14 protein-coding genes are annotated in these 13,613 nt (G+C 66.7%); 7 read left to right on the top strand and 7 right to left on the bottom strand.

The features are described from left to right. Window positions 1-286 precede the first annotated feature (286 nt). The 3 genes from AC3B5T_RS19485 to AC3B5T_RS19495 all read left to right on the top strand — a co-directional run bounded on the left by AC3B5T_RS19485 (window position 287) and on the right by AC3B5T_RS19495 (window position 5,462). Entirely contained in the window at window positions 287-2,758 is a 2,472-nt protein-coding gene (locus tag AC3B5T_RS19485) for a sensor domain-containing protein (protein WP_488357830.1), read from the top strand. A gap of 223 nt (window positions 2,759-2,981) precedes the next feature. Then, window positions 2,982-4,448 (top strand): sugar porter family MFS transporter, encoded by a 1,467-nt coding sequence (locus tag AC3B5T_RS19490; protein ID WP_055476049.1) that lies wholly within the window; start codon window positions 2,982-2,984, stop codon window positions 4,446-4,448. Beyond that, the gene (locus AC3B5T_RS19495; protein WP_488357831.1) at window positions 4,449-5,462 is read left to right on the top strand and encodes a nitronate monooxygenase; all 1,014 of its coding nucleotides are present in this window, start codon (window positions 4,449-4,451) and stop codon (window positions 5,460-5,462) included. It begins immediately after the preceding gene. Between the two features lie 17 nt (window positions 5,463-5,479). Here AC3B5T_RS19495 and AC3B5T_RS19500 read toward each other — a convergent pair whose 3' ends face one another. After that, on the bottom strand, window positions 5,480-6,244 hold the full coding sequence (locus tag AC3B5T_RS19500) for an SDR family oxidoreductase (protein WP_488357832.1): 765 nt from the start codon (window positions 6,242-6,244) through the stop codon (window positions 5,480-5,482). A gap of 101 nt (window positions 6,245-6,345) precedes the next feature. Here AC3B5T_RS19500 and AC3B5T_RS19505 point away from each other — a divergent pair, with 101 nt between their 5' ends. Further along, window positions 6,346-7,197 (top strand): helix-turn-helix transcriptional regulator, encoded by an 852-nt coding sequence (locus AC3B5T_RS19505; protein WP_010842569.1) that lies wholly within the window; start codon window positions 6,346-6,348, stop codon window positions 7,195-7,197. Window positions 7,198-7,254: 57 nt separating this feature from the next. Here AC3B5T_RS19505 and AC3B5T_RS19510 read toward each other — a convergent pair whose 3' ends face one another. After that, the gene (locus AC3B5T_RS19510) at window positions 7,255-7,725 is read right to left on the bottom strand and encodes a MarR family winged helix-turn-helix transcriptional regulator (RefSeq protein ID WP_035717304.1); all 471 of its coding nucleotides are present in this window, start codon (window positions 7,723-7,725) and stop codon (window positions 7,255-7,257) included. A 117-nt stretch (window positions 7,726-7,842) separates the two neighbouring features. Here AC3B5T_RS19510 and AC3B5T_RS19515 point away from each other — a divergent pair, with 117 nt between their 5' ends. The 3 genes from AC3B5T_RS19515 to AC3B5T_RS19525 all read left to right on the top strand — a co-directional run bounded on the left by AC3B5T_RS19515 (window position 7,843) and on the right by AC3B5T_RS19525 (window position 9,080). Then, window positions 7,843-8,307, top strand: coding sequence for a DoxX family protein (locus tag AC3B5T_RS19515; RefSeq protein WP_488357833.1), 465 nt, complete (start codon window positions 7,843-7,845; stop codon window positions 8,305-8,307). Between the two features lie 105 nt (window positions 8,308-8,412). Next, window positions 8,413-8,757, top strand: coding sequence for a DMT family transporter (locus AC3B5T_RS19520; protein ID WP_488358789.1), 345 nt, complete (start codon window positions 8,413-8,415; stop codon window positions 8,755-8,757). Window positions 8,758-8,759: 2 nt separating this feature from the next. Then, on the top strand, window positions 8,760-9,080 hold the full coding sequence (locus tag AC3B5T_RS19525) for a DMT family transporter (RefSeq protein ID WP_010842565.1): 321 nt from the start codon (window positions 8,760-8,762) through the stop codon (window positions 9,078-9,080). 41 nt (window positions 9,081-9,121) lie between these two features. Here AC3B5T_RS19525 and AC3B5T_RS19530 read toward each other — a convergent pair whose 3' ends face one another. From AC3B5T_RS19530 to AC3B5T_RS19550, 5 genes are all read right to left on the bottom strand, one after another. Further along, a complete protein-coding gene (locus AC3B5T_RS19530; protein WP_488357834.1) occupies window positions 9,122-10,135 on the bottom strand; it encodes a YihY/virulence factor BrkB family protein in 1,014 nt (337 codons plus the stop codon). 134 nt (window positions 10,136-10,269) lie between these two features. Beyond that, window positions 10,270-11,604 carry an NAD(P)H-binding protein gene (locus tag AC3B5T_RS19535; RefSeq protein WP_488357836.1) on the bottom strand — a complete coding sequence of 445 codons (1,335 nt, stop codon included), beginning with the start codon at window positions 11,602-11,604 and terminating at the stop codon, window positions 10,270-10,272. 145 nt (window positions 11,605-11,749) lie between these two features. After that, window positions 11,750-12,214 (bottom strand): nuclear transport factor 2 family protein, encoded by a 465-nt coding sequence (locus AC3B5T_RS19540; protein ID WP_488357837.1) that lies wholly within the window; start codon window positions 12,212-12,214, stop codon window positions 11,750-11,752. A 122-nt stretch (window positions 12,215-12,336) separates the two neighbouring features. Next, window positions 12,337-13,011, bottom strand: coding sequence for a UdgX family uracil-DNA binding protein (locus tag AC3B5T_RS19545; RefSeq protein ID WP_488357838.1), 675 nt, complete (start codon window positions 13,009-13,011; stop codon window positions 12,337-12,339). An 18-nt stretch (window positions 13,012-13,029) separates the two neighbouring features. Then, window positions 13,030-13,611 carry a hypothetical protein gene (locus AC3B5T_RS19550; protein ID WP_010842560.1) on the bottom strand — a complete coding sequence of 194 codons (582 nt, stop codon included), beginning with the start codon at window positions 13,609-13,611 and terminating at the stop codon, window positions 13,030-13,032. Window positions 13,612-13,613: the final 2 nt, after the last annotated feature.

Here is a 13,613-nt window from a genome sequence, read left to right on the forward strand (position 1 = left end):
AGGCGCGACGAGGCAATCCGCAGCGCACTACGACAATTCGCCTCACATTTCTTTGGGGCCGGGCCCGCAGGTCCCGCCCGGACATCCGCACTCATGGCGTCCCCGACGACGGCCACCCGTCTCAACGTCAGCGACATGGCGGGCGGTCGACGAGAACTCCGCGATTCGGGTAATTCAGGCGGCGACCGGGGCAAATTCCCCGATGGACACATTCTTTCACCGCGCAGCGCATAAATTCCGTGGTGGTGTGGGGGAGGATGATCCCGGAGGCGGGAGGGGTGACTCGATGGCACGATCCGCAGGTGACGACCACGGGTCCGCGGGGATGCCCGCCGGAGTCGTTCCCGGCGCTGGGGAAACACCCGGCGACGCCGCCGTTGCCGAACGTCATCGCCTCCTACTCGAACTGAGCCCCGACGCGATCGCCGTGCACCGGGACGGCTTGATCGTCTATGTCAACTCTGCTGCGCTCGCTTTCGCGCGCATCGACGACCGCGAGGCAATGCTCGGCCGTCCGATCGCCGAGTTCGTCCATCCAGACGAGTTGCCCCGGATGGTCGAGCGGATCGCGGCCATGAGCGATGTGCCAGGTGCCGCGACGAAACCCGAAGAAGTCGTGATGGTGGACGCCCACGGTGTCTCGCGACCGATGGAGGTCATCTCGGTTCGCACCGTGTGGCACGACTCCCCGGCCTACCAGGTCATCCTGCGCGACGTCTCCGCGCACAAGGCGGTCGAGTCGGCTCTCCGCCGGCACGCGATACTCATCGAGCATGTGAGCAACGCGGTGGTTGCCGTCGACGACCAGTTGACCGTCCTGTCGTGGAACCCTGCCGCAGAGCGGATGTACGGCCGCCTCGCCTCCGAGGCGATCGGACGGAATCTCGACGACGTGGTCGGCGTCCACGTCGATCTGCAGACGGCGGTCTCGCTCGGCAGAGCGGTGGATCAGCAGCACCGCCGTTACGACAACGGACGATCGTTTCCGACCCGGACGTCGGTGACGACCATGGACGACGGCTTTCTCGTCGTCGTCGAACCGACGCACCGTTCCTTCGTCGAGCGTCTCGGTGTCGTTCTCGATGCACTCCATCAGGCGGTGATCGTCGTGCGCGAGGACGGCGACATCGAACTCGCGAACCCGGCCGCGGCGATGCTGCTGGGCCAGGAGGCGGTCCCGGGATCGGGGATAGACGAGCTGAAACTGGAGTTCGCCGAGGGCGAGTCCCCGATCACGCAGTGTCTGCGCACCCGCGAGCCGGTCACCAACACGACCGCGAAGGTCACGACATCCGTCGGGGCACGCTGGTTGTCATGCAGCTGCCGACCGATCCCCGACGACGGCACCGACGTGGTCGCCCTCGTGTCGTTTGTCGATGTCACCGACGACTTCCGGGAACGAACCGACCTCGCGTGGGGCCCTGTCCGCGACCCGTTGACAGGCTTGTACAACCGCTCCGGGATCATCCGTGAGCTCGAATCGCACATGGAAGGACTCGAAGCGGAAGTCGAGGACGACTCGTGCTGTGTCGCGATCTTCTACATCGATCTCGACAACTTCAAACTGGTCAACGACTCACTCGGTCATGCCGTGGGCGACGAGGTGTTGCACACCGTCGCACAACGGCTGGCGCTGATCACACCCGACTGCGCCGCGGTGGGACGTCTGGGTGGCGACGAGTTCGTGCTCGTATCCACCCTCGGAACAGCGTGCTCCGCTGACGAGATCGAGGCGCAGATCGACAAGATCCGCGGAACGGTGGACGAACCCGTCACGGTGACTTCCCGGTCCGAACCGCTCACTGTCCGGGCGAGTATCGGCGTTGCGACCGTCAACGCCGGGGACGAATTCACAGCCGCCGATCTCCTGCGCGACGCCGACATCGCGCTGCACCGGGCGCGCAAGGCTTCTCGAGCCAGCTACGTACGGTTCCAGACCCAGCACCGGGAAGAACTCCAGCGCCAGCAGCGAATCGAAGAGGAACTGCGACGCGTTCTCGACGCCGACACCGACCAGCTCGAGGTCCACTATCAGCCCATCGTGTCGACCGGTGACGGCACCCTCGTCGGACTCGAAGGCCTCCTGCGCTGGCACCACCCGGAGCTGGGCTCCATCTCACCGACCGAGTTCATCCCGCTCGCAGAAGGGTCCAACCTCATCGACCGGGTGGGGAACTACGTCCTGGAGACCGCCGCCGCCGAGGTGGCGGCCGTCCCCGAACTGCGCCGGGTGATGTTGTGCATCAACGTCTCCCGGCGCGAACTCACCAACGGGCAGTTCCCGGACCGGCTCCGGGACACGATCACCCGGTCCGGCCTGGACCCCGCCGCGTTCTGTCTGGAGATCACCGAGAGTGCACTCGACCCACTCGACGGGGACCTGCTCACCCTCTTGCGGGACGTACGCGAGCTCGGAACACAGGTGTCGCTCGACGATTTCGGCACCGGCGCGTCGTCGCTGAGCGAGTTCTACCGCCTACCGGTCAGCGTGTTGAAAACCGCGAAGTCCTTCGTCGACGCCCTCGATGAACATCCGAGCGCGAAGTCGATCCTCGCCGGCATCGTGACGATGGCGCACGCCGCCGGGATGCGGGTCGTCGCTGAGGGAGTGGAAACGGAGTCGCAGGCCGCGATCGTCGCCGAGGTCGGGTGCGACCTGGCCCAGGGATACCATTTCGGCCGCCCGGCTCCGCTGGCGGAGGTGATCGCGTCCGGACTCCGGATCCGTCCGAATCCCGGTGTCTGGGAGACCGCCTGACCTGTCCCAGGCACGCGTCGACTGCCCCCCATACTGCGACACGAGACCACCGGCGCGCGCCTGCGATCCGTGTTCGTCTGTGTCCGATAGCGTCAGTCAGGGCGACTCACGCGAGTAGATTGAGCGCCAACGTCGATTACCCGGCGTCCATGCAACCGGACAGCGAGGTCACGGACATGACACACATTCTGCGGTGGGCTTCTCCGACGGTCGGGACGACGCCATGACCGACCAGCAGCGCGAAGTCGCCGAACAACACACTGCCAAGGTCATCGGCGTCACGGTCGCCGCCGCGGTCGGCGGATTCCTGTTCGGTTTCGACAGTTCGGTCGTCAACGGCGCGGTCGACTCGATCGAAGCGGATTTCGGACTGGGCAAGCTGATGACCGGCTTCACCGTCGCGATCGCACTGCTCGGTTGCGCGCTCGGCGCCTGGTTCGCCGGCCGGTTGGCCGACGTCTGGGGTCGCAAGCGCGTGATGCTGCTCGGCTCCGCACTTTTCATCATCTCGGCGATCGGGACCGGTTTCACCCAGACGATTCCCGACCTGCTGCTGTGGCGTGTCCTCGGCGGCATCGGCATCGGTATCGCCTCGGTCATCGCGCCGGCCTACATCTCCGAGATCGCACCGGCCCGATACCGCGGGGCCCTCGCCTCCATGCAGCAGCTGGCGATCACACTGGGAATCTTCGCGGCGTTGCTCTCCGACGCCCTGCTCGCCGACAGTGCCGGGAGCGCGTCGAGCGACTTCTGGTGGGGTCTGGAGGCGTGGCGGTGGATGTTCCTCGTCGGCGTCGTGCCCGCGGTCGTCTACGGTGTGCTGGCGCTCCTGATCCCGGAGTCGCCGCGATACCTGGTGGGCCGCAACCGCGATGCCGAGGCGGCACGGATCCTGCAGGAGGTGACCGGCGAGGAGAATCCGCTCGAGCGGGTCAGAGAGATCAAGCTGACGGTCAAGCGTGAGGCGAAGTCGTCGATCAAGGACATCACGGGGCCGTCGTTCGGACTTCACCCGCTCGTCTGGGTGGGCATCTGGCTGGCGATCTTCCAGCAGTTCGTCGGTATCAACGCGATCTTCTACTACTCGACCACCCTGTGGCAGTCCGTCGGCTTCTCCGAGGCCGACTCGTTCAAGACGTCGGTCATCACCGCCGTCATCAACGTCGTGATGACCTTCGTGGCGATCTTGTTCGTCGACCGCCTCGGACGCCGGAGGCTGCTGCTCGGCGGATCGGTGGGCATGTTCATCGGTCTGCTCATGGCGTGTATCGCGTTCACTCAGCAGATCGGTGAGGGCGAGAACATCACGCTGCCCGACCCCTGGGGTGTGGTCGCACTGATCGGCGCCAACCTCTTTGTGGTCGCCTTCGCGGCGACCTGGGGCCCGGTGATGTGGGTGATGCTGGGGGAGATGTTCCCGAACCGGATCCGCGGCGTCGCCCTGGGCGTCTGCACGGCGGTCAACTGGGTCGCGAACTTCACCATCTCGATGCTGTTCCCGCCGATGACCGAAGCAGTGGGCTTGGGGATCATCTACGGGTTCTTCGCCTTCTGCGCCGCGGCATCGTTCTTCTACGTCTTCCGGAAGGTCGAGGAGACCAAGGGTATGGAGCTCGAGCAGATGGATTCGGTCGCAGACGCGCGACTCTCACAGTTCACCGCGGTCCGCGCGGCGAAGGACAAGGGCTGAATGTTCGATCTCCGCGAACTCTCGCGCCGCGTTGTCGCCGCCCCCATGGCCGGTGGTCCGACCACCCCGGAGCTGGTGGTGGCGGCGGCGTCGGCCGGCGGTGTCGGCCAGCTTGCCGCCGGCTACCTGAGCCCCGACAGGGTGCGCGCCGACATCACGGCCGTGCGGGCGGCGGGCACCGAGGTCTTCGGCGTCAACATCTTCGTTCCGGAATCGGAGCCGGTGGACCCCGACGCCCTCGCCCGCTACCGTGCCGAACTGGTGCCGTATGCGCGAAATCTGGGTGTGACCCTTCCCGACGTCGACGACCTGGGCGACGACGACGACCATTTCGACGCCAAGATCCGGCTGATGTGCGACGAGCGGATCCCGCTTGTCTCCTTCGCTTTCGGGTGTCCCCGGCCTGAGGTCTTCGCCGAGCTACACCGGCATGGGTGCAGCGTCGGGGTCACGGTGACCACGGCCGCGGATGCCGAGATCGCCGGGCAGGCCGGGGCCGACTGGCTCATTGTGCAGGGTCCGGACGCCGGCGGTCATCGATCGGTCTTCGACCGTCGGACCAGCCCTCCCACACTGCCTCTGCCTGACTTGATCGGCGAGGTGGCCGATCGGGTGAAACTGCCGATCGTCGCGGCGGGCGGGATCTCGACGGCGGCCCGGGCCGACGAGATCCGATCCCTGGGACCCGTTGCGGTACAGGTCGGTACCGTTCTGCTGAGAACCAGCGAGGCCGGTACCAAGCCCGCCCATGCGGCCGCACTCGCCGATCCGGAACGAACCGAGTCCGTGGTCACGTGGGCGTTCAGCGGCCGACCTGCCCGCGCACTGCGAAACCTGTTCACCGACAGGTTCTCCGACGTCGCGGTGGCCGAATACCCGGCAGTCAACACGTTGACCGGCGGCATCCGGCGCGCCGCCGCCAACGATCCCGACGGCATCAACCTCTGGGCCGGGACCGGGTTCCGCGACGCCGTCGAGGAGTCGGCCGTCGATACGATCACCCGGCTCGGCTGATCACGCTCCGAACGAGTTCAGGAACCGTGCGGGTCGCGCTCGTTCAGCGTCGCGACGACCTCGGCATAGTCGCCGCGCGCTTCGCCCCACCGCAGGAACTTCACCCGCTCGACGAGCAGTTCGGTGGCGGTGGGCTGTGAGCCGATGAGGTCGACCACCTCGTCGACGAATTCGTCGAGTGGCATGGCGATGTCGCTGTCACGCTGCCCGGGCAACAGATCGGTGCGTACCGCCGGCGGTACGAGTTCGACGACGTCCACCGATGTGCCGGCGAATTGGAGGCGCAACGACTCGCTCAGCATGTGGATGGCGGCCTTGGTGGCGTTGTAGGTCGGTGTCACCCGAAGCGGGGCGAACGCCAGGCCGGAGGACACGGTCATGATCGTGGCGGCCGGCCGCGCCTGCAGGTGTTCGATGAACGAGGCGATCAGACGGATCGGGCCCAGCAGGTTGGTGGTGACGGTCGCTTCGGCGGTGTCGAGGAAGCCCGCAGGTGACGACCAGTCCTCGATGCGCATGATCCCGGCCATCGCGACGAGCACGTCGAGATCAGGGTGCTCGGCGATGACCTGTCGTGCGGCCACATCGACACTGTCCGGGTCGGCGACGTCGATCTCCATCGTGTGCAGCCCGGGGTGCTCGGCACGGATTCGGTCCAGGAGTTCGGTGCGCCGCCCACCGACGATGACGGTGTTGCCCTCGTCGTGCAGCCGGGTGGCAAGGGCCAGACCGATTCCGCTGGTCGCGCCGGGGATGAAAATGGTGTTTCCGGTGAGGTTCATGCCCTCGAGTCTCCGATCCGGCAGGGGCACGATCCAGAGCGCGCTCATCGGGGGATCGCCGATCCCTGGCAACGCGGTACCGGCGCCGCGATACTGACGAGATGGATCGCGATGCGCTGGCCGGGTTCCTCGTGAGCCGACGCAACAGTCTGCAACCGTCGGATGTGGGTATCCCGGCTGGCGCCCGGCGACGCACGACGGGTCTGCGTCGTGAGGAGGTCGCTCAGCTCGCGACGATGTCCACGGACTACTACACCCGACTCGAGCAGCGCCGCGGCCCACAACCGAGCACGCAGATGCTGTCGGCGCTCGCTCGCGCCCTACGCCTCACCGCCGATGAGCGGGACTACCTGTTCCGGGTCGCCGGGCACAGCGCACCGGACCGGGTGGCTGCGTCGGACCACATCGCACCCGGACTTCTGCGCGTCCTGGACCGACTGACCGGCACGCCCGCCCTCATCCTCTCGGCGCTGGGGGAGACGTTGATCCAGAACGATTGCGCGAGAGCGTTGTTCGGCGACACCGACCACCTCACCGGAATGGAACGCAGCGCCATCTACCGGTGGTTCGTGCACCCCGACGACGAGCGCGCCCGCTATCCGGCCGACGACCACGAACGGCAGAGCCGGGCACAGGTCGCCTCACTGCGGGCTGCGTACGGTGTGATGGGTGCGGAGTCACGAGCCGGAGCGATGGTGGCAGAGCTCCGGCGCCGCAGCAGCGAGTTCACCGCACTCTGGGACACCCACATGGTGAGTCGACGCTTCGAGGACCACAAGATCCTGCTCCATCCCGAGGTCGGCGCGATCGAGGTGGATTGCCAGGCGTTGTTCACCGAGGACGAGACCCAGGTCCTGCTCGTGCTGACGGCGGCACCGAGGACCGACGCGGCCGGAAAGATCGAGTTGCTCAACGTTCTCGGCACCCAGCAGCTCCGGCTCGACCCGCGCTGACGGTCCGGCCCGTGACGCGCGCCGACGGCCGCTGCGACAGCGCGCATCGCGGTGGGACTACGGCGAACCGGTCGGACGCGTGTTGATCCGCCTGCCGATCGCGGACACCTGCCGAAGCTGCGCACGCGTCAGCCGATCGATGACGAGTTCGCGCACATTGGCCACATACCCGGGCGCGGTGGCGACCACCTTCTCCCAACCCGACTCGGTGAGAACGGCATTGGTGAACCGCCCGTTCTCCGGGCAGGGGTGGCGCACAACCCACCCACGCTTCTCGAGTCTGGAGACCACATGCGACAGCCGCGACAGCGAACCGTAGGACAGTTCGGCGAGCTGGCTCATCCGCAAGGTGTGGTCCGGCGCCTCGGACAGAGCAGCCATCACCTCGTACTCGAAGTGTGTGATCTGGGCGTCGCGGAGGAGCTGGGCGTCGAGCGCGTGGGGGAGGTGGGCCAGCGCGGTTGCCACCTGGATCCAGGCGTCCATTTCCTCGTCGTCGAGCCAATTCGGCTCGGGGGCAGTCGACACCTGCGCAGTGTATATGAAGTGAACACATCCGTGATCAGGTTGACGCGTCAAGTGTCATAGCCTAGCCTTCACTTGATTCATCAAGTCAGAACACACTCTCAGTGAGGCGGCTCAGTCATGACCAACCCCATCGTCCGCAGCGCGGGCATCCTCCTCGGACGCGTCGCTCTCGGCGTCATCTTCCTGGCCCACGGCCTGCAGAAGTTCCAGCAGAACGGCTGGACGGGACCGCAGACGGGATTCGACATGATGGGCGTCCCGGCCGCATCGTTCTCGGCGTTCGTCGTCACGTGGCTCGAGATCCTGGGTGGCATCGCGCTGATCATCGGACTGCTGACCCCGATCATCGCCGCGCTGCTGACCCTGAACATGATCGGCGCACTGTTCATCGCACACGTGGACAACGGCATCTGGGTCTCCGACGGCGGCTACGAGTTGGTCCTCGCCCTCGGGGCCGGCGCACTGATCCTGGCAGTCATCGGCGCCGGGCGTTTCAGCGTCGACGCCGCACTGGGCTCGAAGGTCAGCTGGCTGGCCGCCGACGTCTCCCGGTCGCGCGAACTCGCGGGATCCACGCGCTGACGGCCCGCTCGCTCCGCTGACGACGCAACGCCCCGGACCCGTTCGGCCGGGGCGCTGCGTCGTTGACATACAGTCCCCGTCAGGGTGCCGAGCGGAATGAGAGAAATGACCTGGCTGATGCTGATCGCGGCGATCGCCTCCGAGGTGGCGGCGACGTTGTCGCTCAAGGGTGCACAAACAGAACCTGCGCTGTACGTCGTGGTCGCCGTCGGGTACATGCTGGCGTTCGCACTCCTCGCCGGAGTCCTCAAGCGCGGCATGGGGATCGGGGTGGCCTACGGGATCTGGTCGGCGTCGGGTGTGGCCCTCACCGCGGTTCTGGCGACCTGGATCTTCGACGAACCCTTCGGGATCGTGATGGGGATCGGCATCGTGTGCATCGTGATCGGGGTGGTCCTGGTCGAGACCGGTCACCGGCCACCCGTCGACGCCGGCACCACGGAGGCCTGACCGTGGGATATCTGTTCATCGTCGCGGCGATCGTCGCCGAGGTCACCGGCACCCTCGCATTGCGCGCCGCCGCAACCGGCCGTCGGCGTTTCTACGCAGTCGTCGTGGCCGGATATCTGACGGCGTTCGTCGCGTTGACATTCGGGCTGAGGAACGGTGTGCCGCTCGGTGTCGCCTACGGTATCTGGGCCGCCGCCGGCGTCGCGGCAACGGCTGTCGCGGCACACTTCCTGTTCCGCGAGCGGCTCACCCGTCGAATGGTCGCCGGTATCGGCGTCATCATCGTCGGAGTGCTCCTCGTCGAACTCGGTGCGCTGCACTGACCTCCGGCTCGGAGAATGTCCCCGCTGGGGGCCACAACAGGTCAGCCGCGTTCGGAATCGGGGGAGCGCACGTCCATCTCGACGTCGGACTCGACGTCGCGTGGATTGTCGAATGAGACGTCGATCTCCTGGAAACCCTTGTTGCGCTGCGCGAGAACCTGCGCCGAGTACGCTGCCTCATCGCCCTTCGTCAGGCTGACGTTGTCGGTGAACGGCGTCAACAGCGACCGTGGGTAGAGGTGATCGACCCGCACCGAATTGGTCTCCAGGCACAACACGATCACGATCGACGCCACGTACAGGAACGCCAGCAGGCCCAGCACGATCGCGAAGACGCCGTTGGTGGAACTCGCGTTCCCGATGACGTGCTGCACGTAGACCGCACCGAAGGTCTGGATGATCTGCCAGCCGACCGCTGCTGCGAAAGCACCTGGCAGCACGTCCCGCACCGACACATTCCGGGCGGTGCCGATCCGGAACGCGACCGTGAACACCAGCGTGCTCAGGGCCACCGACCCGAGGATCGCGAGCCACCGCCCGACGATCCCGAGCTCGAAGGCGGCCGAGACGCCGTTGACGACGGTCAGACCTATCACCGCGACGCCGATCGTCGACAGCAACAACAGTCCACGTAGGCGGGCGACGATCGGATCCGGGCGCTCGTTGCGCGGGACCGCCCAGATCGTGTTCATCGCGTTCTGGGCGGCGACGGCCACTCCGAGGCCGCCGTACAGCGACACCACGACCCCGATGACGATCGCAGTGACACCGCCACTGAGTTTCTCGGGCTCCTCGAGTTGTCCGCCGATGACCGGGATCTGGCTCATCGCCGAGTCCAGAATCCGTTCCTGGAGGTCGGGATTGTCTGCCAGGACGATCCCCAACACGGTCGCGAAGAGCAGCAACAGCGGGAACAGCGAGATGAAGGCGTAATAAGCGCACAGTGCCGCCAGGTACGCGCCCTGATCGTCGACGAACTTGTAGATGACGGCGAGTGGAAAACCCGTCGCCGGATGGTCCCGCTGGAACCGGTCGACCCGCTCGGTCAACGACACCCGTTCATTCCTCCTCGACGGATCGTCCGCGCTTCTCGCTCAGTCGAACGAGTCATTTACCGGGAGTTACCACAGTGGTGCCGACTGTAACCCGCACGCGGCCTGATTGTCCGACACGCCATCGGATCGGCGATTCACCGAAATGGATCAGCGCCGGGGATGCCGAGTGCCCGGAACGGGAGCCCTAGACGCCAATAGGCGAGACCGGCCAGACCACGTGGGAAGAAGCGTTCCGTGGTCGTGGTCTCCACGACGCCGCGCGAGCCGTCGACGTCCTGGATCTGCTGTTCGCGATACGACCTACCGAACCTGTTGTCGCGCAGGCGCACTCGGAGGAAGTCCGGCCGTCGCGCATGTGCGATCTCGCCGCGGTGCCGCGCGTCCCGTTCGAGCCGGTCCCAGACCGTCGTGCGGCTCGCCTGCTCGCTGCTGCGGGTGACGGTTTCGAACATCTCCTCGCCGGCCCATTCCGGGTCGGTGGGCAGGGGCTCGGCGGGGGACACATCGGCGGAGGCGTTGGCCCAGGAGGCCGGCCCGTCGCCGCGCGCGGACCGTTCGAGGGTGAGTGCCACCGCCCGCGAGTAGGGGGTCAGGCCGCCGTCCGGACGATCGATGATCGCGTCGACCGCACGGTCGCGGCACACCGCGTCGCATTCGAGCGATTCGATCAGCGGTCGTGCGATCTTGCCGCGAATCGGCGTGACGAACCGTACCCACCGGCTGGCCAGGGCCGGGGTGAGGTACGGCAGGACCACCATGATCCGCGGACGCAGGCCCGCGACCTCTGCATACACCTGCATCATGTCGCCGTATTCCAGGACGTCGGGCCCACCGATGTCCCAGGTTCTGGACGACGGGACGGTCGCGGTGGCCGCCTTGACGAGGTAGTGCAGCGCATCGTCGACGGCGATCGGCTGGATCTTGTTGTGCACCCACCGAGGTGTGGTCATCGCCGGTAGACGCTCGGTGAGGTGCCGGATCAGTTCGAACGAGGCCGACCCCGATCCGATCAAGGTGCCCGCCTGCAACGCGACGGTTTCGATCGGCGAGTCGATCAGGATGTCTCCGACCTCGGCACGGGATGCGAGGTGTTCGGAGAGCTCGGTGCCGGACGGGTGCAGGCCGCCCAGGTAGACGATCCGGGAGACCCCGTTCTGCTGTGCCGCGGCGACGACGTTCTCCGCGGCACGTCGTTCCTCGACAGCGAAGTCGGCATCGGTGCTCATGGAATGCACCAGGTGGTAGACGACGTCGACGCCCGCGAAAGCCTTCACCAGCGAATCGCGATCGGACAGATCGCCTTCGACCACCTCGGCTCCCGGCTCGGACAACCACGGTGCGCCGGACAGCTTCTCCGGCGTCCGCGCCAGCGCGCGAACGCTGTGTCCGCGTGCCAGCAACCGCGGTGCCAACCGGCCGCCGACATAGCCGGTCGCTCCGGTGACCAGACAGGTTCGCGACTCGTCCACCTGACTCCTCTGCTCTGGGATGTGCTTCCCAGGCTATGGAGAGTGTTCGCGTCGTGCCGCCCGATCGGCAGGGTCGGTGCCGGATCGTTCTCTGCGGCCACGGTTCGGTAACGACGCGATGCACAGGGCACGTGACCGACCCGCATCAGCCGTCGGCCGGTGAGCCGTCATCCGCTCCCGCCGGCGAGTTCTCGAACCACAGGCACTCTTCCACGAGCCCGGCGCTCTTCCATCCGTCGGCGGTCCGGACCATCGAATGGTGATAGTTTCCGCCGCACGTGCTCAGTTCGGGCATGCCCACAAAACGCATCGGGTTGTAGAACATCGCACGCACGTCGGCACGATCACCCTCGCCGGAGTGGGCGAAGGTGTACTCGATGTTGGTGATGAAGTGCTGACTCACCGACACGAACGCGAAACTCTCCTCGAGCCACCTCGCGATCTCGTCCCGGGTGCCCGCCTGACCGAATGGCGTCGACGAGTAGTCGACCACCGCTTCCGGGGTGAACACCGAACGCCACAGTTCCCAGTCCCTGGTGTCGATGGCGCGTGAGTACCTGTACAGCGTGTCCGCGATGCCGAACCGGTCGCTGATCTCTTGCAGATCCATCGTTCTCCAGTCGGTCGATCTCCGCTGTGCCGAGGTGTCCCGCGGTCGCGGGCTTCCTCGTCGACGACTATAGACACCAGTCCAGACGCCTGTCAGCGATTTCCGCTGTGCTGCGTGATCGGTCAGCTGGTGCTCGCGAGATCCCGGACGACGCGGAGATCGGCGACGAAGGCGTCGAACGCCTGATCGCGCTGTTCTGCGGGTCCGCGGAGAATCGACGAGGGATGAACGGTCGCCACCACGGACTCGGAATGGTCGGGACCGACATCTCCGTCGGCTCCGAGGTCGAAGCGTTCGCCGCGGTGCTTGGTGAGTCGAAAACCGGTGCCCAGCAACGCCTGTGCGGCTGTGGCGCCCAGACACACGACGATGCGGGGCGAGACCGCGTCGAGTTCGGCCAACAGCCAGGGCCGGCACGCGACGACCTCACCGCGGTTCGGCTTCTCGTGAATTCGTCGCTTCTGACCCGCTGCCCGGGTGAACTTGAAGTGTTTCACCGCGTTCGTGACATAGGTGATCTCGCGGTCGATGCCGGCGGCCTCGAGTGCGCGGTCGAACACGCGGCCGGCCGGACCGACGAACGGTTCACCGGCACGATCCTCCTGGTCACCGGGCTGCTCGCCGACGAACATGATCGTCGATCCGGGATCGCCCGCGCCGAACACGGTCTGGTCGGCGTCGCGGTAGAGGTCGCACCCACGACAGGCGCGCGCCGCCGATGCGAGGTCGTCGAGGTCGTGCAAGTCGGGGACGAACTCAGCCGCGCCGACATGCGTCGTCTTTGCTCCGGGATTCACGATGCCTGCCAACCGTGGTCATCGACGAGACCGTCGAGCAGAGCGGACCAGTCGGCGAACCGCGACACCGGCGACCGCGCCGGTGACCACCCACGGCCCGCCCACGAGCAGCGGATCGATCCAGGCATGACTGCCGTCGACACGGGTGCGGCCATGGCGCGATGACCAGCCGTGGTGGGTGAACTCAGACGCGATGCCGGTCTCGGTCAGTGGGTTGTCCGGTCGGGCGGTCGCCAGGGACGCGAGGTGCGCTTCGATCGACGCCACACGGTCGGCGCCGAGGAGGATCAGCCAGTGCGCCGCGCGACCTTCGCTGTAGCGGTAGGCAGATCGCCGGATCGCGCCGGACAGCCCGCGCGGTGGCGTCGATGTACCGAAAACCGGTGTGAGGAAGGCGTGTTCGTTGGACCGTTCGCGAGGTCGACGCTCGGGCTGGTCGTCCGGGACGGTCCAGTGGACGCCGGGGGCCGGTTCGACGGGCAGTTCGCGCGGAACCGCCGGACGGTTCGCGGTGTCCAGATCGACGCCCCAGCCCGGGATCCGGTCGACGAGGGCGGAGGTGTCGGGATCGTTCGGGCGGTCTGCGGGATATGCGGGCACGG

The organism is Gordonia sp. G4 (assembly GCF_057770005.1).

What these genes read in the sequence shown, in the direction of transcription:
- AC3B5T_RS19505 (WP_010842569.1), top strand. Translation starts at nt 6,346, where the DNA reads ATGGATCGCGATGCGCTGGCCGGGTTCCTCGTGAGCCGACGCAACAGT.
- AC3B5T_RS19490 (WP_055476049.1), top strand. Translation starts at nt 2,982, where the DNA reads ATGACCGACCAGCAGCGCGAAGTCGCCGAACAACACACTGCCAAGGTC.
- AC3B5T_RS19495 (WP_488357831.1), top strand. Translation starts at nt 4,449, where the DNA reads ATGTTCGATCTCCGCGAACTCTCGCGCCGCGTTGTCGCCGCCCCCATG.
- AC3B5T_RS19485 (WP_488357830.1), top strand. Translation starts at nt 287, where the DNA reads ATGGCACGATCCGCAGGTGACGACCACGGGTCCGCGGGGATGCCCGCC.
- AC3B5T_RS19520 (WP_488358789.1), top strand. Translation starts at nt 8,413, where the DNA reads ATGACCTGGCTGATGCTGATCGCGGCGATCGCCTCCGAGGTGGCGGCG.
- AC3B5T_RS19500 (WP_488357832.1), bottom strand. Translation starts at nt 6,244, where the DNA reads ATGAACCTCACCGGAAACACCATTTTCATCCCCGGCGCGACCAGCGGA.
- AC3B5T_RS19540 (WP_488357837.1), bottom strand. Translation starts at nt 12,214, where the DNA reads ATGGATCTGCAAGAGATCAGCGACCGGTTCGGCATCGCGGACACGCTG.
- AC3B5T_RS19515 (WP_488357833.1), top strand. Translation starts at nt 7,843, where the DNA reads ATGACCAACCCCATCGTCCGCAGCGCGGGCATCCTCCTCGGACGCGTC.